The 22,714-nt window shown below is 63.3% G+C and carries 22 protein-coding genes; 18 read left to right on the top strand and 4 right to left on the bottom strand.

Going from position 1 to position 22,714, the window contains the following annotated elements; genetic code table 11:
* Positions 1-39: 39 nt before the first annotated feature.
* Together ODJ80_RS08100 and ODJ80_RS08105 are read right to left on the bottom strand one after the other, a co-directional pair.
* A complete protein-coding gene (locus ODJ80_RS08100; protein WP_263041684.1) occupies positions 40-750 on the bottom strand; it encodes an alpha/beta hydrolase in 711 nt (236 codons plus the stop codon).
* Positions 747-1,667 carry an AraC family transcriptional regulator gene (locus ODJ80_RS08105; RefSeq protein WP_178865055.1) on the bottom strand — a complete coding sequence of 307 codons (921 nt, stop codon included), beginning with the start codon at positions 1,665-1,667 and terminating at the stop codon, positions 747-749. The genes ODJ80_RS08100 and ODJ80_RS08105 overlap by 4 nt, the downstream gene beginning before the upstream one ends.
* A gap of 127 nt (positions 1,668-1,794) precedes the next feature.
* Here ODJ80_RS08105 and galE point away from each other — a divergent pair, with 127 nt between their 5' ends.
* From galE to ODJ80_RS08125, 4 genes are all read left to right on the top strand, one after another.
* Complete coding sequence (gene galE / locus ODJ80_RS08110) at positions 1,795-2,784, top strand: UDP-glucose 4-epimerase GalE (RefSeq protein WP_263041685.1); 990 nt, start codon at positions 1,795-1,797, stop codon at positions 2,782-2,784.
* A 20-nt stretch (positions 2,785-2,804) separates the two neighbouring features.
* Positions 2,805-3,284, top strand: coding sequence for an S-ribosylhomocysteine lyase (locus ODJ80_RS08115; protein WP_178865057.1), 480 nt, complete (start codon positions 2,805-2,807; stop codon positions 3,282-3,284).
* 198 nt (positions 3,285-3,482) lie between these two features.
* Entirely contained in the window at positions 3,483-4,259 is a 777-nt protein-coding gene (locus tag ODJ80_RS08120; RefSeq protein WP_263041686.1) for a conjugal transfer protein TraX, read from the top strand.
* A gap of 111 nt (positions 4,260-4,370) precedes the next feature.
* Complete coding sequence (locus ODJ80_RS08125; RefSeq protein ID WP_263041687.1) at positions 4,371-4,535, top strand: hypothetical protein; 165 nt, start codon at positions 4,371-4,373, stop codon at positions 4,533-4,535.
* Positions 4,536-4,572: 37 nt separating this feature from the next.
* Here the strand turns inward: ODJ80_RS08125 and ODJ80_RS08130 are convergent, their stop codons facing one another.
* Positions 4,573-5,400 (bottom strand): GH25 family lysozyme, encoded by an 828-nt coding sequence (locus ODJ80_RS08130; protein ID WP_263041688.1) that lies wholly within the window; start codon positions 5,398-5,400, stop codon positions 4,573-4,575.
* A gap of 306 nt (positions 5,401-5,706) precedes the next feature.
* On the opposite strand from ODJ80_RS08130, the gene larE reads away from it, so the two are divergent.
* From larE to ODJ80_RS08170, 8 genes are all read left to right on the top strand, one after another.
* Complete coding sequence (gene larE, locus ODJ80_RS08135) at positions 5,707-6,450, top strand: ATP-dependent sacrificial sulfur transferase LarE (RefSeq protein ID WP_263041689.1); 744 nt, start codon at positions 5,707-5,709, stop codon at positions 6,448-6,450.
* Positions 6,451-6,547: 97 nt separating this feature from the next.
* Positions 6,548-7,294, top strand: a complete 747-nt coding sequence (gene larB, locus ODJ80_RS08140; protein WP_263041690.1) for a nickel pincer cofactor biosynthesis protein LarB — start codon at positions 6,548-6,550, stop codon at positions 7,292-7,294.
* Positions 7,295-8,151: 857 nt separating this feature from the next.
* Positions 8,152-9,459 carry a nickel pincer cofactor biosynthesis protein LarC gene (larC, locus tag ODJ80_RS08145; RefSeq protein WP_263041691.1) on the top strand — a complete coding sequence of 436 codons (1,308 nt, stop codon included), beginning with the start codon at positions 8,152-8,154 and terminating at the stop codon, positions 9,457-9,459.
* A gap of 147 nt (positions 9,460-9,606) precedes the next feature.
* Positions 9,607-10,815, top strand: coding sequence for an MFS transporter (locus ODJ80_RS08150; RefSeq protein WP_263041692.1), 1,209 nt, complete (start codon positions 9,607-9,609; stop codon positions 10,813-10,815).
* 230 nt (positions 10,816-11,045) lie between these two features.
* On the top strand, positions 11,046-11,258 hold the full coding sequence (locus tag ODJ80_RS08155) for a FeoA family protein (protein WP_178864132.1): 213 nt from the start codon (positions 11,046-11,048) through the stop codon (positions 11,256-11,258).
* Between the two features lie 23 nt (positions 11,259-11,281).
* Complete coding sequence (locus ODJ80_RS08160) at positions 11,282-11,503, top strand: FeoA family protein (protein ID WP_178864133.1); 222 nt, start codon at positions 11,282-11,284, stop codon at positions 11,501-11,503.
* Positions 11,504-11,595: 92 nt separating this feature from the next.
* Positions 11,596-13,773: a ferrous iron transport protein B gene (gene feoB, locus ODJ80_RS08165; RefSeq protein WP_263041693.1), complete on the top strand. Its 2,178-nt coding sequence runs from the start codon at positions 11,596-11,598 to the stop codon at positions 13,771-13,773.
* A gap of 424 nt (positions 13,774-14,197) precedes the next feature.
* Entirely contained in the window at positions 14,198-14,368 is a 171-nt protein-coding gene (locus tag ODJ80_RS08170) for a hypothetical protein (protein ID WP_178864135.1), read from the top strand.
* Between the two features lie 175 nt (positions 14,369-14,543).
* Here the strand turns inward: ODJ80_RS08170 and ODJ80_RS08175 are convergent, their stop codons facing one another.
* Positions 14,544-15,569, bottom strand: coding sequence for a zinc-dependent alcohol dehydrogenase (locus tag ODJ80_RS08175; RefSeq protein ID WP_263041694.1), 1,026 nt, complete (start codon positions 15,567-15,569; stop codon positions 14,544-14,546).
* 258 nt (positions 15,570-15,827) lie between these two features.
* Between ODJ80_RS08175 and ODJ80_RS08180 the strand changes: the two genes are divergently transcribed.
* The 6 genes from ODJ80_RS08180 (at position 15,828) to ODJ80_RS08205 (ending at position 22,321) form a co-directional block, all read left to right on the top strand.
* A complete protein-coding gene (locus tag ODJ80_RS08180; protein ID WP_263041695.1) occupies positions 15,828-16,589 on the top strand; it encodes a sugar phosphate isomerase/epimerase family protein in 762 nt (253 codons plus the stop codon).
* 466 nt (positions 16,590-17,055) lie between these two features.
* Positions 17,056-18,210 carry a Gfo/Idh/MocA family protein gene (locus tag ODJ80_RS08185; RefSeq protein WP_263041696.1) on the top strand — a complete coding sequence of 385 codons (1,155 nt, stop codon included), beginning with the start codon at positions 17,056-17,058 and terminating at the stop codon, positions 18,208-18,210.
* Positions 18,211-18,223: 13 nt separating this feature from the next.
* Positions 18,224-19,093, top strand: a complete 870-nt coding sequence (locus ODJ80_RS08190) for a sugar phosphate isomerase/epimerase family protein (protein ID WP_263041697.1) — start codon at positions 18,224-18,226, stop codon at positions 19,091-19,093.
* Between the two features lies 1 nt (position 19,094).
* Positions 19,095-20,126: a Gfo/Idh/MocA family protein gene (locus ODJ80_RS08195; protein WP_263041698.1), complete on the top strand. Its 1,032-nt coding sequence runs from the start codon at positions 19,095-19,097 to the stop codon at positions 20,124-20,126.
* Between the two features lie 475 nt (positions 20,127-20,601).
* A complete protein-coding gene (locus ODJ80_RS08200) occupies positions 20,602-21,003 on the top strand; it encodes a DUF2089 domain-containing protein (protein WP_263041699.1) in 402 nt (133 codons plus the stop codon).
* A gap of 1 nt (position 21,004) precedes the next feature.
* Positions 21,005-22,321, top strand: a complete 1,317-nt coding sequence (locus ODJ80_RS08205; RefSeq protein ID WP_263041700.1) for a DUF4097 family beta strand repeat-containing protein — start codon at positions 21,005-21,007, stop codon at positions 22,319-22,321.
* Positions 22,322-22,714 lie beyond the last annotated feature (393 nt).

The raw sequence follows: 22,714 nt of genomic DNA on the forward strand, positions 1-22,714 counted from the left end.
TGTCCCGGGGGTCCTCCCGCTCAAAGAAAGATTGCTGTTTCACCGCGTTTTCCTGCCTCCTTCTTTCTCGTCCACGGCCCGGCACATCCAGGCCAGGGCCTTTTTCCACCGGGCGTCCACGCCCTTGCCGTGGCCGCCCTTGTTCCATTCCAGCACCGTGTCAAGGCCCTTTTCCTTATAAAAGGCGTGGGCCCGGCGGGTGCAGTCCCCCACAGTGCGCAGCAGGGGCGGCCCGCCAAACTCTTCCCGGTCCCCCAGGGAGAGGTAGATCTTCTCCCCCGGCCGGGGCGGGTGCTGTTCCATGTAGTCCATCCAGCCCGGGTACCACAGGGAGCCGGACAGGGACCCTGCCGTCTGAAAGGCTCCGCTCTGGGCCTGGGCCCATAGGGCGAACAGCCCGCCCAGGGAGTAGCCCAAAATCCCCCGCCCCTCCGGCCGGGGGCTGGCCCCGTATTCCCTTTCCAAATAGGGCAGGGCGGTCTCCGTGAGGAACTCCAGGTAGCCGTCCGCCTCCCCTGTAAAGGCCTCCCCCTCCCGGACGCCGGGCGCGGGCCAGGGGGTGAAGTCCCGGCCCCCTTCGGCCCGGGCGAAAAACAGCAGGGCCGGGGGAAGCTCCTGGGAAAGGCTGGGCAGCTTCTCCTCCATACCCCACCCGCAGAGCACCAGCAGGGGGAGGGGGCCCTCCTCCTGGGGCGCAAAGCAGGCACAGGGCCGGCCCTCTAGAGAAAAGCGATGCAAGGCCCCCTTCACGGCGCGCCTCCTTCCCGCTTCTGGGCGGCCTTAAGAGCGCCCTGCTTTTGATACTCCCGGGGGGAGAGCTTCATCCGGGTGCGGAACACCTTGGAGAAGTACGCCGGGTTGGAGAACCCCACCTGAGAGGCCACCTCCGCCACCGTGAGCCGCCCCGCCTTTAACAGGGGCAGGCTGCGCCCAATGCGGTAATCCAGCAGGTACTCGAACAGGGACTGGCGCATCTGCCGCCGGAAAAACCGGCAGCACTCGCTTTTGCACAGCCCCACCTGCTTTGCCACGTCCTCCAGGGTGATCTTCTCCCCGTAGTTTTCGTGAAGGTAGGAGAGGATGACCCGCAGGCGCTCCATCCGCTCCGGGTCAGAGGGGGGCGCGCCCTGGTCCTCCCAGTGGCGGTACAGGTCCCCCCAAATGCCCAAAAGCAGCCGCTGCACCTCCAGCTCATAGGTCTCCGGCCGGTCTTGAGAGAGCCGGTAAATGCCCTGAAGGGCCTCTAGGGCCCGGGCCTGCCAGGGCTCCTCCGGAGAGAGCCGCAGGGAGGGGAGGGCGCCGCTGCTTACAATGCGGTCCACAAACTTCCGCCGGATGACGCAGCCCTCATACCCCCCCAGCAGCCGGGGGTGGAAGGTGAGGGAGACATAGTCGCAGTCCTGGCCGCTTTCCACACGGCAGCCAGAGTGGAGGGCGTCCGCGTTGCAGAAAAGGCCCTCTCCGGCCTTCAGCAGATAGCGGCTGTCATTGACCCGGTAGTCGATCTCCCCAGAGAGGACCAGGGTCAGCTCCACCTCATCGTGCCAGTGCCAGGGGAAGGACCCCGTCCCGTAGGAGGAGAGCCGCTTGCGGCTGATGTTCACCGGGAACTCATAGGTGCCGTGGGCCTTCAGCTCCCGCTTGTCCAAATTTACCCGCAGTTCCATAGAAAACCTCAATATAAGAAAAGAACAGGCCAATATCCTTGTTGTTTTTCTGCCTACATTCTCATTATAATAATAACAAAGGCAGAAAGCAACCTGCCGCGAAAAATTTTACAGGAGGTATGGCAGCATGGCGATCTTGGTATTGGGCGGGGCCGGCTACATCGGCTCCCACACAGCGTACGAGCTGATTGACAACGGTGTGGATGTGGTGATTGCGGACAACCTGGAGACCGGCCACATGGAGGCGGTCCACCCCAAGGCCCGTTTCTATCAGGGGGATATCCGGGACCGGGCCTTCTGTGACATGCTCTTTGAGAAAGAGCCCATCGAGGGGGTCATCCACTTCGCGGCCAACTCCCTGGTGGGGGAGAGCATGACAAAGCCCCTGAAGTACTACGACAACAACCTGTGCGGCACCAAGGTGCTGCTGGAGTCCATGGTGGCCCACGGCATTGACAAGATTGTGTTCTCCTCCACCGCCGCCACCTACGGCGAGCCGGAGAATATCCCCATCCTGGAGACGGACCCCACCCACCCCACCAACACCTATGGCGAGACCAAGCTCTCTATGGAGCGGATGTTCCACTGGGTGGGCCAGGCCCACGGCCTGCGCTATGTGAGCCTGCGGTACTTCAACGCCTGCGGCGCCCACAAGTCCGGCCAGATCGGCGAGGCCCACCACCCGGAAACCCACCTCATCCCCCTGATCCTCCAGGTGCCCCTGGGCCAGCGGGAGCAGGTCTCCATCTACGGCGATGACTACGACACCCGGGACGGCACCTGCGTGCGGGATTACATCCACGTCACCGACCTGGCCCAGGCCCACATCCTGGCCATGGAGTACCTGCAAAACGGCGGCGAGAGCTCCATCTTCAACCTGGGCAACGGGGTGGGCTTCACCGTGAAAGAGGTCATCGAGACCGCCCGCAAGGTGACCGGCCACGCCATCCCCGCCCAGATCACCCCCCGTCGGGCCGGCGACCCCGCCCAGCTGGTGGCAAGCAGCGAGAAGGCCAAGACCGTCCTGGGCTGGAAGCCCCAGTACGACGACCTGGAGACCATTATCCAGAGCGCCTGGAAGTGGCACGAGAGCCACCCCAACGGCTACGGCAAATAAGCGGGGGGAAAGAGAGCGCCATGGAAAAGATTGCCAGCTTTACGGTAAACCACCTGGACCTGCTCCCCGGGGTCTATGTGTCCCGAAAGGACCATGTGGGCCAAGAGGTCCTCACCACCTTTGACCTGCGGATGTGCGCGCCCAACCGGGAGCCGGTGATGAACACCGCCGAGCTTCACACCATCGAGCACCTGGCCGCCACCTATCTGCGCAACGAGCCCCACTGGAAGGAGAAGGTCATCTACTTTGGGCCCATGGGCTGCCGCACCGGCTGTTACCTCATCCTGGCCGGGGATTACCAATCCCAGGACGTGGTGCCCCTGGTGCGGGACACCTTCCGCTTCATCGCGGAGTATGAGGGGGAGATCCCCGGCGCCGCTGCCAAGGACTGCGGCAACTACCTGGACCAGAACCTGCCCATGGCGCGGTTCCTGGCCAAGAAGTACCTGGCCGAGGCGCTGGAGCACCCCACCGAGAAGAACCTGAACTATCCCGAATAAGTCCCCGCTGAAAGCGCCGGTGTTTGGAAGAGCCAAGCCACCGGCGCTTTTTTGTCCGCCCCTCTAAAAAATGGAGGGGCGATTTGTTTTTTTGCTGAATTTCCACTGAGAGCTTTGATTTAAATTGTATTTGTTGCCCGGGCGTGCTATGATGGGGGTGGAGAGTTTATCCTATCCTTTGAAAAAGGAGGCATCCCCATGACCTGGAACGTCTTGAAATGGGTGGCCATCGCGGCCATGCTCATCGACCACACGGCGGCGGTGCTGGGAGGCTGGCTCCCTCCCCTCTGCTCCGGCTTGATGCGGGATGTGGGCCGGATGGCCTTTCCCATCTTCGCCTACGGCATCGCCCAGGGGTGCGTGTACACCCACAGCGCCCGGCGCTACCTGGGGCGGCTGCTGCTCTTTGCCGTGCTTTCCGAGATTCCCTACCGCCTGGCCCTGAGGGCCGGTTCCCAGGCCTTTGGCCTTTTCAACGTGTTCTTCACCCTGCTGGCCGGGGCCGCCTGCTGCCAGATCGTCAAGTTCTGCAGGAGCAAGGGCAGGCGCTGGGCCTGGGCGGCGGTGGCGCCCGTGGCGGCCATCGTCCTGCTGTGCGAGGTTTTGGGTACGGATTACGGCGGCTTTGGGGTGCTGTGCGTGCTGCTGCCCTACCTGTTCTGGGAGAGCAAGCCCGCCCGCATCATCGCCCTGGGCTCGGTGGTGGCTTTCCTCTACGTGGTGGTGAGCCACTTTCAGGGGTTTTCCTATCCCCTGTGGTGGATGGAAAACCCCTCTGCCCTGGGGGGCATGCTGCGGCAAACGCTGTTCGCCCTGGCGGGGGTGGGGATTATCGCCCTGTACAACGGCCAGCCCGGCTCCAAAAAGGGCAAGTGGTTCTTCTATGTGTTTTACCCCGCCCACTTGCTGGCGCTGTGGCTGCTCCGCGCCGCAGCCGATTTGACCATCTTCTATTTAGAGGGGGGATTTTCATGAAAAAGAAGCCCTTTGTAATCCCCGCCTTTCTGACCTGGGCCCAGCTTTTGGGGGGATGAAGGGGAAGCCGGGGTCCTGGCTGCTGGCAGCTTTTTCCTCGCCGCGCTGGCGGTGACGTTCCAGCTGTTCCTGCTGGCCCGCTTTGTGGAGCAGGACATGGCCACGGTGGAGGACACCGCCAACGCCCGGTTTCTGGCGGCGATGGTTTTGCTGGTGTGCACAGCGGCGCTGAACTTGGCCGCCTTTCTTCTGGCCCGGCGGCGCGCGCACAAATAGAAAAAGGGCTTCCCGCAAAGGCAGCCCCTTTCCCTGTTCACGAGAGGTTTTTCAGCACCGCCGCCACCTCCTGCCGGGTGATGAAGCTCTGGGGCCGGAAGCCGCCCTCCGCGTCCCCGCGCATCAGGCCCTCCTGCTGGACAAACTCCACGGCCTCCTGGGCCCAGTCCGCCACAGGCTTTTTTGCCAGCTCCGCAAAGTAGGCCTCGATCTCCCGCCGGGCGATTTTCTTCACTTCCGCTTCTGTCAAATCCGGTTCCTCCTTTTCCGGTTCACTCATCGCCTGGGTGATGCTGGGATAGTCCTTGTAAGCCCAGTTCCCGTCAAAATTTTTCCCAGACACCGCCAGACTGTCCGTGAATTGCCAAATCCCATAGGGCTTTTTGTAGGTGCAAATGCTGTTCCACTGGGCCACCCATTTGTCGTACTTGTCAAGCAGCGGGCTGTTCAGCTTTCCATTCAGCCAGCTGAGGGAGGCGTAAATGCCCGCATACACCCCAGCCGCCTCCATCGCGCCGCAGAAGGTTTGGCTGGTAGTAACCACATCAGCACTGGAGATCTGGCCGTCCTCCACGTCAAACCACACGCCGTAGGCCGGCTTTTTCCCCGCCAGCAGCCGCAGGGCGTGCTGGGCCTCGCTCTGGGCCATTGCGGCGGTTTTGGCGTAGCTGTAGAGGTACGCCCCCCAGGGCATGCCCGCCGTTTCCGCCTTGCGGACATTTTCGGAGAACCGGGAGTCATCCTGGCTCACATAGTCGCTGCCATAGCCCAGGCGGATGATGGCAAATTGCACCCCCGCGTTCTTCAATGCCTGAAAATCCACACTGCCGTTGTGCTCCGAGATATCCACGCCTTTTTTCTGCATTCCTGCATCCCTCCTCAAAAACTTGGGGGAAAGGCCTTCCCCCTTATTTTATTGTAGGCGCTGCATCTGCGCAGGGGGCGCGGGGCGCTGGGGGTGCGGATTTTTTTGCACTTGACGGCCGGGAATTCATCTTGTAAACTTAAAGAAGCGGGCCTCAGGAAGGGGCCCCGCCCAGCAGGGCGGCTGAACCCGGCCCCAAGGCCGGTATCATGGAGAAAACAATGATTCCGCAGGAAGCAGATCGGGCGCGCCGAAGCGCGCCGGGTTTGGTTCCTGTTGTCTTTTTAGAAGGGAAAGGAGCGCGCTATGGAGCTGAAGGAGTTTTTCCGGCAGTGCCCCCGGGTGGCCCTGGGCTTTTCCGGCGGGGTGGACTCTGCCTACCTGCTGTACGCCGCCTTGGAGCATGGCGCCCAGGTGAAGCCCTATTTTGTCAAGACCGCCTTCCAGCCCCGGTTCGAGCTGGAGGACGCCCGCCGCCTCTGCGCCCAGCTGGGGGTGGAGCTCACCGTGCTGGAGCTGGATGTGCTCGCAGTCCCCTGCGTGGCGGAAAACCCCCCGGACCGGTGCTACCACTGCAAGCGGGCCCTGTTCGGCAGGCTGCGGCAGCAGGCCCTGGCCGATGGCTACCCCGTGCTGATAGACGGCACCAACGCCTCCGACGACGCCGGGGACCGCCCCGGCATGCGGGCCCTGGGGGAGCTGTCCGTGCGCTCGCCCCTGCGGGAGTGCGGCATCACCAAGGCCCAGGTGCGGGCCCTCTCCCAAGGGGCGGGGCTGTTCACCTGGGACAAGCCCGCCTACGCCTGCCTGGCCACCCGGGTGCCCACCGGGGAGGCCATCGCCCCAGAGACGCTGCAAAAGGTAGAGGCCGCCGAGGAGGCGCTGTTCTCCCTGGGCTACAGGGATTTGCGGGTGCGGGTGTTCCACGGCGCGGCCCGGCTGCAGCTGCCGGGGCAGCAGCTGGAACAGGCCGCCAAAGAGCGGGAGAGGATTTTGCAGGCCCTGGCCCCCTGGTTCGGCACGGTGCTGCTGGACCTGAAAGAGAGGTAAAAATGCCGCCCTCTTGCTTTCGGCAAGGGCGGCTCCCTCCACCCAGCTGAAACGTTTTCATTTCATTCTTTTCTCCATTGGAAAGGAGGTCCTTCAAATGGACCAACAGGAAATACGCTCCCTTTTAGAGCAGGTGGCCCAGGGCCAGCGCTCGGTGGACGAGGCGGTTCTGGCCCTGAAAATGGAGCCCTTTCAGGAGCTGGGCTTCGCCAAGGTGGACAACCACCGGGGCCTGCGCCAGGGCGCCGCGGAGGTCATCTACGGCGCGGGGAAAACACCCCGGCAGATCCACGACATCGCCGCCTCTATGCGGCAGACCGGGGAAAAGGCCATCCTCATCACCCGCATGACCCGAGAGGCCGCCCAGGTGGTGGGGGAGGATTTGCCCCTTAGCTACCACGAGATGGGCCGCATCGGCATTGTGGGGGAGATGCCCGCCCCCACCGGCAAGGGCACCATTGTGGTGGCAACCGGCGGCACCAGCGACATACCCGTGGCCGAGGAGGCCGCCCTCACCGCCGAGGTGCTGGGCAACCAAGTCACCCGCCTGTACGATGTGGGCGTGGCGGGCCTGCACCGCACCCTCTCCCACCTGGAGGACATTATGAGCGCCCGGGTCATCATCGCCATCGCCGGGATGGAGGGGGCCCTGGCCAGCGTCATCGGGGGCCTTTCCGACTGCCCGGTGATCGCCGTGCCCACCAGCGTGGGATACGGGGCGGCCTTTGGGGGCCTGGCAGCGCTGCTGTCCATGCTGAACTCCTGCGCCAGCGGGGTCAGCGTGGTGAATATCGACAACGGCTTTGGCGCCGGGTATTTGGCCAGTATGATCAACCACTTATAGTCCGTGGCCGGCGCAGTGCCTGCGCTCTCAAGACGCGCACGCCGCTTTAGGGCGGCGGGGTTTGCGGGGGGCGGCTGGCAAGCGGCCCGCGCTTGGGTTTGGTAGAGACAAGTAAAAGTTTTGCCAGCTTTTTCAAAAGCTGCGAGGTGTGGAGTAGAGCTCCACGGCCCTAAGGGGGGTGCGGGACCGTAGGTCCTGCCTTCCTAAGCGTCAGCAAAAATGGGGGGACGTATGTCCCCCTCTTGGATGGCACAGAGCCCGGGGGAAGCACCGTGCTTGCCCTTTCCGCCCGCTTGCGCCAAAGGGCGGCGCACGCTTTCGCGGGCAGGGCAGGCGGGCTTGCGGAAGCCCTCTGCGGGCCGTGGGCCCGCCCAAGAAGTCTCGCCTGCCGGCTCGGTCGGCGCTGAACGGTGCCCACCGGGCACCAGCGCCCCCCGACGAGGGGTCCTGCGTGCCAGTGGCACGCGTCCAGGACCGACCGGAGCGGAAGCGGAGACTCTTACGGAAAACAGTCCGCTGGACTATTTTCCTATTTTCCTGCGTTTGCCGAAGGCGACTAAGGCCGCAGGGGCGTCGGTCTCACCTGCCGGTTCGGTCGGCGCAGAGCGTTTGCCACCAGCAAACTGCGCCCCCGCACCCTGCTTCTCGCCTGCCGGCTCGGTCGGCCGCTGGGCAACGTCCCACCGGGACGTAGCGGCCCTTTGAAAAGGTGGACGAAACTTTTACTTGTCTCCACCCAACTTGCGTGGAGGGACCCGCCCTTGCGGAACGCAAGAAGGCGGCTTGTCCTGCGCGGCCACGCGCCACGACTTGAGAACCCAGGCACTGGGCGCGCGATCTCAAAAAGGAGGATCCCTATGAAAACACTGTATTTGGAATGCAACATGGGCGCTGCCGGGGACATGCTCACCGCCGCCCTGTTAGAGCTTCACCCCGACCCCCAGGGCTTTGCCCAGCGCATGAACCGCCTGGGCCTGCCCGGTGTGGTCTTTTCCGCCCAGCCCGCTGTCAAGTGCGGCATCACCGGCACCCAGGTCTCCGTCACCGTGGCCGGGGAAGAGGAGGAGAGCCAGGACGTGCCCCTCCACCCCCACAGCCACGAACACACCCACGAGACGGCCCAGGACGAGGCCCATCACGGCCATGAGCATACCCACGACCACACTCACGAGCATACCCACGAGCACGACCATGCCCACACCCACGGGCACGGCCACGGCCATCACCACCACGCGGGCATGGGGGACATCCGCCACATCCTCTCCCATTTGGACATCCCCCAGCCGGTGCGCCAGGACGCCGAAGCGGTGTACCAGCTCATCGCCCAGGCGGAGAGCCACGCCCACGGCCGCCCGGTGGAGGAAATCCACTTCCACGAGGTGGGCACCCTGGACGCCGTCACCGACGTGGTGGCGGTGTGCTGGCTCCTCCACGACCTGGCCCCCGAGCGGATTGTGGCCTCGCCCGTCCATGTGGGCTGCGGCCAGGTGCGCTGCGCCCACGGCATCCTGCCGGTGCCCGCCCCGGCCACGGCGTACATCCTGCAGGGGGTGCCCACCTACGGCGGCAGCGTCCAAGGGGAGCTGTGCACCCCCACCGGCGCGGCCCTGTTAAAGCACTTTGTCCAGCGCTTTGGCCCCGCCCCGGTGATGCGGGTGGAAAAAACCGGCTACGGCATGGGGAAGAAGGACTTCGAGGCCGCCAACTGTGTGCGGGCCATGTGGGGCCAGAGCGGCAGTGAGGCCGGCCGGGAGACCGTGCTGGAGCTGTGCTGCAACCTGGATGACATGACAGGGGAGGCCCTGGGCTTTGCCCAGGAGCGCCTGCTGGAGGCCGGGGCCCTGGACGTGTTCACCCAGCCCATTGGCATGAAGAAGGGCCGCCCCGGGGTGCTTTTGACCGTCCTCTGCCGGGAGGAGGACCGGGAAGGACTGGTCTCCCTGCTGTTTCTCCACACCACCACCCTGGGCGTGCGGGAGCGCCTGTGCGCCCGCTACACCCTGGCCCGCTCTCAAGAGCGGGCAGAGACCCCCTGGGGCCCTGTGGGGGTGAAGGTCTCCACCGGCTGGGGCGTCACCCGCAGAAAGCCGGAGTACGAGGACCTGGCCCGCATCGCCCGGGAGCAGGGCCTGCCGTTGGAGCAGGTGCGCTCCCTGCTCTCCTGACAGCCGCTCTTAGCGGAAGAAGGCCCTGGCCGGGGCCTTCTTTTTTTGGAAAAATTTTAGAGCTTTTTGTGAAAATCCTGCTATCCCGGCGGGGCGTTCTCTGCTATAATAGAGCAAGTTTCTGATTTTTGAGGAGGATGTGCCCCTATGTCGATCCGCGCCAATTACCGCCACACCCAATACGCCTGCTATCTGGGCTACATCACCCAGGCCATTGTCAACAACCTGGCCCCCCTGCTGTTTGTGATCTTCCAGCAGGCCTTTGCGATCAGCCTGGAGAAGATCACCCTGCTGGTGACGGGGAACTTCTGCCTGCAGCTGCTGGTGGATTTGATCGCCGCCCGCTTTGTGGACAAGATTGGCTACCGGCCCTGCGTGGTGGCGGCCCACCTGTTTGCCGCGGCGGGGCTCATCGGCATGGGCACCTTCCCCCGCCTGTTCCCCGACCCCTACGCCGGGCTCATGCTGGCGGTGGGGCTGTACGCCATTGGGGGCGGCCTCATCGAGGTGCTCATCAGCCCCATTGTAGAGGCCTGCCCCACCGAGAACAAGGCCTCTGTCATGAGCCTGCTCCACTCCTTTTACTGCTGGGGCACGGTGGGGGTCATCCTGCTTTCCACCCTGTTTTTGCAGGCCGCCGGCCGGGACAGCTGGAGCCTGCTGGCCCTGCTGTGGGCCATTTTGCCCCTGTGCAACGCGGTGTACTTCACCCAGGTGCCCATTGCCCCCCTCACCCAAGAGGGAGAGAGCCTGCCCCTGGGCAAGCTGTTCTCCATGAAGCTCTTCTGGGTTTTTGCCCTGCTGATGGTGGCCGCCGGGGCCTGCGAACAGGCCATGAGCCAGTGGGCCTCTGCCTTTGCGGAGAGCGGCCTGGGGGTCTCTAAGACAGTGGGGGACCTGGCGGGCCCCTGCATGTTCTCTGTGCTGATGGGCCTTTCCCGGGTGGCCTACGCCAAGTGGGGCGGCCGCCTAAGCCTGCTCAACTGTGAGATTGCCTGCGGCCTGCTCTGCGCGGGGGGATACCTGCTGGCGGCCCTGGCGCCCCATCCGGCGCTGGCCCTGGTGGGCTGCGGCATCTGCGGCGTTTCGGTGGGCATTTTGTGGCCGGGCACCTTCAGCGTGGCCTCCCGCCACTGCCCCAAGGGGGGCACCGCCATGTTTGCCCTGCTGGCCCTGGCCGGGGACCTGGGCTGCACCAGCGGCCCCACCCTGGTGGGCATGGCCTCTGGCCTGCTGGGGGGCCAGCTGAAGGCCGGCCTGCTGCTGGCGGTGGTGTTCCCCGCCCTGCTCATCGGCGCTGCCCTGGCCTGCAAGCGGCTTTTGGCCCGGGGGGAATCCCCCGCCCGGAAGGGCTGAGGAAACAGGCGCCCGGCCCAAGGGCGCCTTGGTGAAAGCGCCGGAGAACAGGTGGATAGCCACAACTAATTAGTATATTCTAACTTTTTTCTCCCCAGGGGCCGTTTCCCTCTTGACAAATCGGTAAGAGAGCGCTAAACTGAAAGACGTTCCGAGGTTAGAATTTGCTAACCTCTTTCCAATGCCTTGTGGTTAGAAATTTCTAACCGCATGATAAGGGGGAATTCTGTATGATGCCATTGGCGATGGCAAAGCCCGGAGAGACCTTTACCATTGGCAGGGTTACCGGGAAGGACGAGGTGCGGCAGCACTTGGCAGAGCTTGGCTTTGTGGTGGACGGCAAGGTCACCGTGGTGAGCGAATTGGGCGGAAACCTAATCCTCCAGGTGAAGGACAGCCGCGTGGCCCTGGACCGAAGCATGGCCGCCCGCATTTTGGTCTGAACCAGCTAGAAAGGAGAGGGAACATGAGAACACTGCGCGATGCCAAGGTGGGCGACACCGTCAAGGTGGTAAAGCTCCACGGAGAGGGCGCTACCAAGCGCCGCATTATGGACATGGGCATTACCAAGGGCGTGGAGATCCATGTGCGGAAAGTGGCCCCCCTGGGGGACCCCATGGAGCTTTCTGTGCGGGGCTATGAGCTTTCTGTGCGCAAGGCCGATGCCGGAATGATCGAGATTGGATGAGCTGGGCCCCGGGCCCCCGGCCCTTCCGGCGGGGGGCGTTTTTCCGGCCCGGCGGTTAGGTTTTTCTAACAGCTTAGGAGGGAACTGAGAAAATGGAAATCAAGATCGCGCTGGCGGGCAACCCGAACTGCGGGAAAACCACCCTGTTCAATGCCCTGACCGGCTCTAACCAATACGTGGGCAACTGGCCCGGCGTCACCGTGGAAAAGAAGGAGGGCCGCCTGAAGGGGAACAAGGACGTGGTCATCCAGGACCTGCCCGGCATCTACTCCCTTTCCCCCTACACCCTGGAGGAAGTGGTGGCCCGGGGCTATCTGGTCAACGAAAAGCCAGACGCCATTTTGAACATTGTGGACGGCACCAACATCGAGCGCAACCTGTACCTGACCACCCAGCTCATCGAGCTGGGCATCCCCGTAGTGGTTGCCGTGAACATGATTGACCTGGTGCGCAAAAACGGCGACAGGATCGACCTGAAAAAGCTGGGCGAGGCCCTGGGCTGCGACGTGGTGGAGATGAGCGCCCTGAAAAACGAGGGCGGCATGGAGGCCGCCCAGCGCTGCGTACAGGCCGCCCAGCGGGCCAAGGGCCAGTCTGAGAAGGAGCTGCCCCACGTGTTCACCGGCAGCGTAGAGCACGCCATTGCCCACATTGAGGAGTCCATCGCCGGAAAGGTGGACGCCCGCAACCTGCGGTGGTACGCCATCAAGGTGTTCGAGCGGGACGAGAAGGTGCTGGACCAGATGGAGCTGGACGCAAGCCTGAAAAAGCACCTGGAGGAGCACATCCGGGACTGCGAGAAAGAGCTGGATGATGACGCCGAGAGCATCATCACCAACCAGCGCTACGCCTACATCAGCCGGGTGGTGGACAAAGCCGTGAAGAAGAAAGCGGCCCTCCACAGCCTGTCCACCTCGGATAAGATCGACAAAATCGTCACCAACCGCATTCTGGCCCTGCCCATCTTCATCCTGGTCATGTATGTGGTGTACTGGGTGGCCATGGGGCCCTTCGGCACCTTCCTGACAGATTGGACCAACGACGTGCTGGGCGGCGCCTGGATGACAGAGGGCTCCCGCTCGCTGCTTACCAGCTGGGGCACTGCCGATTGGCTGACGGGCCTGGTCTCCGACGGCATTGTGGCCGGTGTGGGCGCTGTGCTGGGCTTTGTGCCCCAGATGCTGGTGCTGTTCCTGATGCTCTCCGTCCTGGAGGACATTGGCTACATGGCCCGGGTGGCCTTCATCATGGACCGGATTTTCCGGAAGTTCGGCCTTTCCGGCAAGAGCTTCATCCCCATGCTCATCGGCTCCGGCTGCGGGGTGCCGGGGGTGATGGCCTCCCGCACCATTGAGAACGAGCGGGACCGCCGCATGACCATTATGACCACCACCTTCGTGCCCTGCGGGGCGAAGATGCCCATTGTGGGCCTGTTCGCCGGGGCGCTGTTCGGCGGCAGCGGCTGGGTGGCTGTGTCCGCCTACTTCATCGGCATCGCCGCCATTATCCTCTCGGGCATCATCCTGAAAAAGACCAAGATGTTCGCCGGCGACCCGGCGCCCTTCGTCATGGAGCTGCCCGCCTACCATGTGCCTGCCGCGGTCAACGTGCTGCGGGCCACCTGGGAGCGGGGCTGGTCCTTTATTAAGCGGGCGGGCACCATCATCCTGGCCTCCTCCATCATCCTGTGGTTCCTCCAGGGCTTCGGCTTTGTGGACGGCCAGTTCACCATGGTGGAGGACAACAACAGCTCCATCCTGGCGGCCATCGGCAGCGCCATCTGCCTGGTCTTCGCCCCCCTGGGCTTTGGGGACTGGCAGTCCACCGTGGCGGTGTTTACCGGCTTGATTGCCAAGGAGAATGTGGTGTCCACCTTTGGCGTGCTGTTCGGCGTGGGCTCTGAAGTGGCAGAGGACGACCCCAGCCTGTGGACCGCCGTGGCCGCCCACTACACCCCCCTCACGGCCTACAGCTTTATGATCTTCAACCTGCTGTGCGCCCCCTGCTTCGCGGCCATGGGCGCCATCAAGCGGGAGATGAACAACTGGAAATGGACCCTGGGCGCCATTGGCTACATGTGCGGCCTGGCCTATGTGGTCTCCTTCATTGTGTACCAGATCGGCTCCCTGTTTGTGGGCGGCGGCTTTGGCATTGGCACCGTGATCGCCATTCTGGCCGTTATCGCCATCATCTACCTGCTGGTGCGCAGGAACCCCTATGACGAGGAGCACCTGCACTCCGTCAGCGCGGTGCGCGCCTCCGGAAACTGAATCCGGCGCAGTGCCTGGGCACTCAAGTCGCGAACGGCGGTGCGTGACCGCACGGGACAAGCCGCCTTCTTGCGTTCCGCAAGGGCGGGTCCCTCCACGCAAGTTGGGTGGAGACAAGTAAAGTTTTCGCTCAAGCCTTTTTCAAAAGGCTTGTGGGGTTTGGGGTGAAACCCCAAGACCTTCAGGGGGGTGCGGGACCGTAGGTCCTGCCTTCCCATACACAAAAAAGGAGGGACGTACGTCCCCCTCTTGGGTGGAGACAAGGAAAAGTTTTTAGTCAAGTTTTTTTCAAAAAACTTGCGAGGTGTGGAGCAGAGCTCCACGGCCCTAAGGGGGTTGCAAGGACCGTAGGTCCTGCCTTCCCATACACAAAGAAGGGGACGGACGTCCCCCAGAAGCACCTAGATAGAAAGGTGGCAGAACTATGATCCCTACCATCCTCATCGGCCTGCTTGTTGCGGCGGCCTTCTTCGCCATCGTGGGCAAGGGCATCTACAACCGCAGGCACCACAAGGGCGGCTGCTCTGCCTGTGGGGGCAGCTGCGGCGGCTGCCACGGCTGCGGGGTGACAGTGACCAAAACCCCCCAGAAGTGACTGCCGGTTCCATAGACCATACGCGAGCAATTCTCTCTCTTTCTAAAAAGGGGGCGCCAGCCTGCAAGGGCCGGCGCCCCTTTTTCGGGAAAAAGCAGACAGGGCAGGCGGGAAGCCGAAGCTTCCCGCCTGCCCTGTTTTCCTGCGCGCCCTGGGAAGAGAGCGCAAAAGCCCTTTATTCCTGCACGTTGATGATGACCTTCATGGTGGTCTCCCGGTTCTCGTCGATGTACTGGTAGGCCTTCAGATAGTCCTGAAAGGCGAAGTGCTCGGAGATCAGGGGTTTCAGCTGCACCTTGCCCTGGTTCACCAGCTCGATGGCGGCCAGGTAGTCCTCGTTGCGGTACATCATGGAGGTGTTCAGGTCCAGCTCGTGGTCGTTGAGCACCGCCAGGTCGATGTCCCCCCGGGTGGCGAACACGGCCACCAGGATGATGGTGCTGCCCTTGCGGGCGTTGGCAATGGCCTGTCCCATGGTGACGTTGTTGCCCGCGCAGTCGTAGATGACGTCGGCCTTGTCCGGGCCAAAGCACTGGACAAACGCCTGGGCGAAGTCCTCCTTACGGGTGTTGACGCACACATCCGCGCCGCACTCCTTGGCCTTTTCCAGGCGGATGTCGCTCACATCGGTGACCATCACCTTCCGGGCCCCCAGGCCCTTGGCCGCCTGGGCCACCAAAATGCCGATGGGGCCCGCCCCCAGCACGCAGATATCCTTGCCCGCCACGTCCCCGGCCTGGCGCACCGCGTGGACCGCCACCGCCAGGGGCTCAATCATGGCGCCCTCGTCAAAGCTCATCCCCTCCGGCAGGGGCGTCACCTTTTTGGCGTCCACCGCGAAGTAGTGAGAGGCCACCCCCGTGGTCTGGAAGCCCATCACCTTCAGCTCCTCGCACAGATTGTACTTGCCGTGGCGGCAGGGCCAGCACTTGCCGCACACCACCTGGGGCTGAATGGTCACCTTCTGGCCCACAGTGAACCCGGTGACCCCCTCGCCCAGGGCGGCAATCTCGCCGGAGACCTCATGCCCCTGGGTGATGGGGTACTTGGTGAAGGGGTGCTCCCCGTGATAGACGTGGATGTCCGACCCGCACACGCCGATCTTCACAATCTTCACCAGCACCTCGCCGGGCTGGGGCTGGGGGGTGGGCACCTCTCGAAATTCAATGGTGCCGGGGGCGGTCATAACTTGCTGCAACATAAGCAGGGCCTCCTTTGGAGAGTATGAATGATATGAAGGAACTGCGTTTATTATACTGCGGCCCGGGGCCCTTGAAAAGGGGGGAAAAAACCGCCGCAAAGAAAAATTCGCCCGTTTTTTTCATTTCTGCCCGGTCCTTCCGGCATTTTGTGAAGGAAGGCTGTTTTTTTCGATTTGCACTGGACTTTTCCCCGGAACATGCTATACTGAAAGCGAAAAAAACGCCGTTTGCACCGGCACTTTTGGGAGGTATGCAGTATGATGCGCTTAGGCGCCCAGCTATTTACATTGCGGGATTACACCCAGACCGCCCAGGACCTGGACCGCTCTTTGGAGCAGGTGGCGCGGATGGGCTATCAGACCGTGCAGGTCTCGGCCATCGGTCCCATCCCCGCCCGGCAGGTGCGGGAGATCTGCGATAAGCACGGCCTGCAGGTCGTGCTCACCCACTGGAACCCGGACCGGATTTTAAACGACACCGAGGCCGTCATCAAAGAGCACGAGATCCTGGGCTGCGACTACATCGGCCTGGGCATGATGCCCAAGAAGTACTGCACGCCGGAGTGGCTCTCTCACTTTGCGGAGGACTTCAAAGAGCCTGCCAAGAAGATCGCCGCGGCGGGCAAGCTCCTGATGTACCACAACCACAACATCGAGTTCCAGCGCTTTCATGGCAAGCTGGTGATGGACACCCTGCTGGAGAGCTTCTCCCCGGAGGAGCTGGGCTTCACCCTGGACACCTACTGGGTGCAGATGGGCGGCGCCGATGTGTGCGATTGGATTGAGAAGCTCGCGGACCGCATCCCCTGCGTCCACTTAAAGGATATGGCCGTCAAGGGCTGGGAGCCCATTATGGCCCCGGTGGGGGAGGGCAACCTGCCCTGGGAGAAGATTCTCGCCACCCTGGAGAAGTGCGGCAAGACCCAGTATTTGCTGGTGGAGCAGGACGTGTGCCAGGAGAGCCCCTTTGTGTGCCTGGAGAAGAGCTATCAGTATCTGAACAGCCTGGGCTATAAATAAGCGCCGGAGTGCCGTAGGCGCGGAGGCGGAGAAAAGTTTTCGGTGCAGCCTTTTTCAAAAGGCTGCGACCTTAAAAGCAACGTAAAGCGTTGCACCAGAGAAATCAGCGAACGGGGCGCACGCGCCGCAGGCGATAGCCCCGGGAGCGGTCGCGGAGGCACCCAGCCCGCCCCTTCCACAAGCAAAACCCCGGCCTCTGTGGCAGTACAAGAGGGGGACATACGTCCCCCCTTTTTTGGAAGTATGGGAAGGCAGGACCTACGGTCCTTGCAACCCCCTTAGGGCCGTGGAGCTCTGCTCCACACCTCGCAAGTTTTTTGAAAAAAACTTGACTAAAAACTTTTCCTTGTCTCTCTCAAACCCGAGCGCGGGCTTTTGGGCCAGCGTCTCTCAGAAAACCCCGGCGCCTAAAAGCGCCGTTCGCGTCATGTCCTGCGGGGCCACCCGCAAGAAAGGAGTCCTTTTTATGGAACAGATCAAACTTGGCATCATCGGCGTGGGCAACATGGGCACCACCCATGTGCAGAATATCCTGGCCGGCAAGTGCCCCGAGATCGCCCTGGCCGCTGTGGCCGACCGCCGGGAGGCCCGCCGCCAGTGGGCCCAGGGCACTGTGCCCGAAACCGTACAGATCTTTGAGGAGGGCAGCGATTTGATAAAAAGCGGCCTGTGCGAGGCCGTCCTCATCGCCGTGCCCCACTACCAGCACCCTGTCCTGGCCAAAGAGGCCTTTGCCCAGGGCCTGCACGTCATGTGCGAAAAGCCCGCGGGCGTTTACACCAAGGCCGTGCGGGAGATGAATGAAGCCGCCAAGGAGAGCGGCAAGGTCTTTGGCATGATGTTCAACCAGCGCACCAACTGCGTCTACCGCAAAATGCGGGAGATGGTCCAAAACGGCCAGCTGGGAGAGCTCAAGCGGGTCAACTGGATTATCACCGACTGGTACCGCACCCAGATCTACTACGATTCCGGCGACTGGCGCGCCACCTGGGAGGGGGAAGGGGGCGGCGTGCTCCTGAATCAGTGCCCCCACCAGCTGGACCTCTTGCAGTGGATTTGCGGCCTGCCCAAAACCGTACAGGCCTTCTGCCAAGAGGGCAAGTGGCACGATATCGAGGTGGAGGACGACGTGACCGCCTACCTCCAGTTTGAAAACGGCGCCACCGGCGTGTTCATCCCCACCACCGGCGACGCCCCCGGCACCAACCGCTTCGAGGTCACCGGCACCCTGGGCAAGCTGGTGTGCGAAAACGATACCCTCACCTTCTGGAAGCTCTCCCAGGACGAGCGGGAGTTCTGCCGCACCGCCACAGAGGGCTTTGCCCAGCCCCCCTGTGAGAAGCTCACTGTGGAGACCGATGGGGAAAACCCCCAGCATGTGGGGGTCTTAAACGCCTTTGCCGGGAACATCCTCCACGGCACGCCCCTGGTGGCCGAGGGCTATGAGGGCATCCGCGGCCTGACCCTCTCTAACGCCATGCACCTTTCCAGCTGGCTGGGCCGCCCGGTGGACATCCCCTTCGACGAGGAGCTGTTCCTCTCCGAGCTGAATAAGCGCCGGGCCTCCTCCCGCAAGAAGGAGGGCAAGGACATCACCTTCTCCACCGAAGGCACCTATTGAGGAGGAACAGACTATGGAACACATCATTCTCTCCGGCTTTTCCGATGAGATCGCGCCGGAGCTGGACCTGCAGCTGGCCGCCATCCGGGAGTGGGGCCTCTCCCACATCGAGCTGCGGGCCGCGGACGGGGTAAACGTCTCGGACTTTTCCACAGAGAAGGGAAAAGAAGTGAAAAACAAGCTGGCCGGGGCGGGGGTCTCTGTCTCCTCCATCGGCTCGCCCATTGGGAAGATTGGCGTGGAGGAGGACTTTGCCCCCCACCTGGAAAAGCTGAAGCGCACCCTGGAGATCCAGAAGGAGCTGGGCGCCCCCTACCTGCGCATGTTCAGCTTCTACATCCCCCAGGGCCGGGCCCCGGAGGACTTCCGGGAGGAGGTGCTGGACCGGATGGGCCGCATGGTGGAGGAGGCCGGCCGCTGGGACAGCTTGCTGCTCCACGAGAACGAGAAGGGCATCTACGGGGACAACGCCCCCCGCTGCAAAGAGCTGCTGGAGGCCTTCTATGGCCCCCACTTCAAGGCCGTGTTCGACTTTGCCAACTTTGTCCAGGTGGGCCAGCAGACCCTGCCCGCCTATGAGCTGCTGAAGCCCTATGTGGAGTACGTCCATGTGAAGGACGCCCAGTGGGGCACGGGGGCCGTGGTGCCCGCCGGGCAGGGGGACGGCCATGTGAAAGACATCCTCACGGACCTGATTGGCGGGGGCTGGAAGGGCTTCTTGTCCCTGGAGCCCCACCTGACGGACTTCGCGGGCCTGGCCGCCCTGGAGCAGGACCCCCAGAAGCGGGGCTCCGCCTTGGACGGCAAGTCCGCCTGGAAGCTGGCCCTGGATTCCCTGAAAGAAATCCTGGCGGGCATCCCCCGGGCAAAGGAGGCGCTGTGATATGAAGACCTATCGGGTGGGCCTGGTGGGCTGCGGCGGCATTGCCCAAGTCCACGGGGCGGCGCTGCAAGAGCTGCCCGGCGTGGAGCTCGCCGCCTGCGCGGACATCCGGCCGGAGCGGGCCCGGGATTTCGCGGAAAAGTACGGGGGCAGGGCGTACGCCTCCCTGGAGGAGATGCTGGAGGGCGAAGCGCTGGACAGCCTGCACATCTGCACGCCCCACTCTCTCCACACGCCCATGGCCAAGCTGGCGGCGGGCCGGGGCATCCACGTGTTCACAGAAAAGCCCCCGGTCATCAGCTGGGGCCAGTGGCGGGAGTTCCAAGAGCTGGAAAAGGCCCCCGTGCGGGTGGGGGTGTGCTTTCAGAACCGGTACAACCAGAGCGTCCACCTGCTGAAAGAGGTGCTGGCCTCTGGCGAGGCGGGCAAGGTGCTGGGGGCCCGGGCCTTTGTCACCTGGCACCGGGAGGCCCCCTATTACACCGAGAGCGGCTGGCGGGGCAGCCTGGAGACCGAGGGGGGCGGGGTGCTCATCAACCAGTCCATCCACACTCTGGACCTGCTGGTGCAGTTCCTGGGCAAGCCCACCCACGCGGAGGCCGCCATGAGCAACCACCACCTGGGGGGCGTGATCGAGGTGGAGGACACAATGGAGGCCTACCTCCGGTTTGGGGAGGCCACGGCCCTGTTCTACGCCACCACGGCCCACTGCGCGGACTCTCCGGTGCTGGTGGAGCTGGTGTGCGAGAACGCCACCCTGCGCATGGAAGAGCAGGAGGTTTCCCTCTCCTGGAAGGACGGCACCAAGGAGCACTTCAGCCTGGCCCAGCCCAAGGCCCCGGCCACAGGGAAGGCCTACTGGGGGGCCAGCCACAGCCTGTGCATCGGGGACTTTTACGACTGCCTGCGGGAAGATAGGCCCTTCCCCAATGATATCCCCGGCGTGCGGGACACCGTGGAGCTGATGCTCACCCTCTACGACTCCGCCCGGGCGGGTGACCCCGCGGGACGAGTCGCGAACGCCGGTCCGTGACCGGACTGGACATGACGCGCACGCCGCTTAAAGGCGCCGGGGCTGGGTGAGGGCCGCTAACTTTTATGCCCGCGCTTGGGTTCGGTGGAGACAAGTAAAAGTTTTTAGTCAAGTTTTTTTCAAAAAACTTGCAGGGTGTGGGACAGCGTCCCACGGCCCTAAGGGGGTTGCAAGGACCGTAGTTCTTGGCTGCCGCCTCGGTCGGCGCTGGACGGTGCCCACCGGGCACCAGCGCCCTGCCTTCCCATACTCCAAAAAAGGGGGGACGTATGTCCCCCTATTCTTTTGCCACCGCGGCCGCTCCCGGCTGCCGCCTGCAAGAGGAGTTCCTTCTTGGGACTCCTCTTTTTTTATGCGCTTTCTCTTTGAGATTAAAATGTTTAATTCAAAAACTTAATTTTTTTAATTTAAATCTTGACAATCTTTATTTTCGGGGCTATAATGCAGACAGAATCCAAGGGAAAGGATGGGAGATATGGAAAAGAACACGTTCCACGCCCCGGCCCAGTGCCCGGTGTGCGGAGAAAGCATGGTGGTCACCAAGCTCAGGTGTTCCCACTGCGGCACAGAGCTCTCTGGGGAGTTTTCCCCCTGCCGGTTCTGCCGGCTGGAGGAAAAGCATCTGCAGTTTGTAGAGACCTTCCTCCGGTGCCGGGGCTCCATCAAAGAGGTGGAGCGGGCCCTGGGGGTCAGCTATCCCACGGTGAAAAATATGCTGGACGCCGCCCTCTCCGCCCTGGGCCTGGATGAAAAGCCAGAGCTGAGGGCCCTGCGGGAGAAGGAGGAGCGCTCGGAGATTCTCCAGCGGCTCTCCAATGGGGAGATCGGCGTGGACACCGCCATCGAGGCGCTGAATCAGCTGAAGGGAGGAAAGTGACATGAGCGAGGAAAAGCGCAGGATTTTAGACATGGTGGAACAGGGTACCATCACCCAGGAGGACGCCGCCCGGCTGCTGGAGGCCCTGGGGGAAAACGAGCCCGCCCCGGCCCAGCCCCAGGAATCCCAGCCGCCCCAGGATGGCACGTGGGAGGCGGAGCACCAGGGTGACGAGGACTGTCAAGGCCCCAACCAGCGGGTGGAAATCCACCTGGAGGGGGAGGGCGCCAAGCCCATTTACCAGGAGATAGCGGCGGCGCTGGATGAAGCCGCCCCGGCCCTGGAGCGGCTGGGCTCTCAGGTGGACGCGGCGGTCAGCCGGGCCGCCCAGGCGGTGGAAGCCGCCTGGCCCCAGGTGCGGGACACGTTGAAGGACACCGGGGAAAAGGCCAAAAAGGCCGCCCAGGCCGCCCGGGAAAGCGTGCTGGCGGGGGCGCCCGGCCCAGAGGCGGCCCTTGCCCCCCTGCCGGTGGAGGAGAACGCCTACCCAGAGGCGCCCTTGGCGGGGGAGATCACCGCGCTGAAGATTCAGTGGGTCAGCGGCCCGGTGGAGGTGCGCCCCTGGGAGGGGGACACCCTGCGGGTGAGCGAGTACTGCAAGCGCCCCCTGCAAGAGCGGGAGCGCCTGGCCCTGCAGGAGAAGGGGGGCGAGCTCTCCATCCGCTGGTGCCCAGAGGGCAGCCTGCGGGGCAAGCTGTTCCTGCAGAAGCATCTGGTGGTAGAGGTGCCCCAGGCCCTGCAGCTGGACCAGCTGCGGGTTGAGCACGTCTCTGGCGGCATTTACCTGGGGGGCCTGCAGGGCGGCAGGCTGCGGCTGAACAACATCTCCGGGCCGGTTTGCTGCCAGGGGGTGCGGGCCCAAGCCCTGCGGGTGGAGTCCGTCTCTGGCGCGGTAAGCCTGACAGAGGTTTACGCCCAAGAGCTGCGGGTCAACGCCACCTCGGGCAAGGCAGAGCTCTGCGGCTTTGCGGCCCAGCGGCTGCGGGTCGAGACCGTCTCCGGCGGCATTTCCGCCGTGGGCAACGGGGAAGAGCTGCACCTGAGCACGGTTTCAGGGGCGGTGCGCCTACAGGCTGGGCAGCTTCCCCAGCAGGTGCGGGTGACCACGGTTTCCGGCCGGATCAGCCTGCTGCTGCCAGAGACCGAGACCGGCTTTTCTGTGGAATACACCAGCATGTCCGGCAGCTTTTCCAGCCAATTCCCCCTTTCTGGGGAGCTGGGCCGCCGCAAGGGCCGGGCTGTGTGCGGCGGCGGCGGCGCCCGGGTGCGGCTGGACACCGTCAGCGGCCCTATGGAGCTATCCGTGACCGGTCCGTGACCGGACTGGACATGACGCGAACGGCGCTTTAAGGCGCCGGGGTTTGCGGGGGGCGGCTAACTGGAAAGCCCGCGCTTTGGCCGGGTGGAGAAACGTAAAAGTTTTTAGTCAAGTTTTTTTCAAAAAACTTGCAGGGTGTGGGACAGCGTCCCACGGCCTAAGGGGGGTGCGGGACCGTAGTTCTCGGCTGCCGCCTCGGTCGGCGCTGGACGGTGCCCACCGGGCACCAGCGCCCTGCCTTCCCATACTCCAAAAAAGGGGGGACGTATGTCCCCCTCAGCCTGTAGAAAAACCTGCTCCGGCAATTAAGCCAGAGCAGGTTTTTTGCTTGGAAACGAAAGCGGAAACGGAAAAAGCATCAAAACAACAGCTACACTTTTCCCCCATCCTGTT

The sequence above is a fragment of the Acutalibacter sp. LFL-21 genome, assembly GCF_025630755.1.
GTDB classification, from domain to species: domain Bacteria; phylum Bacillota; class Clostridia; order Oscillospirales; family Acutalibacteraceae; genus Acutalibacter; species Acutalibacter stercoravium.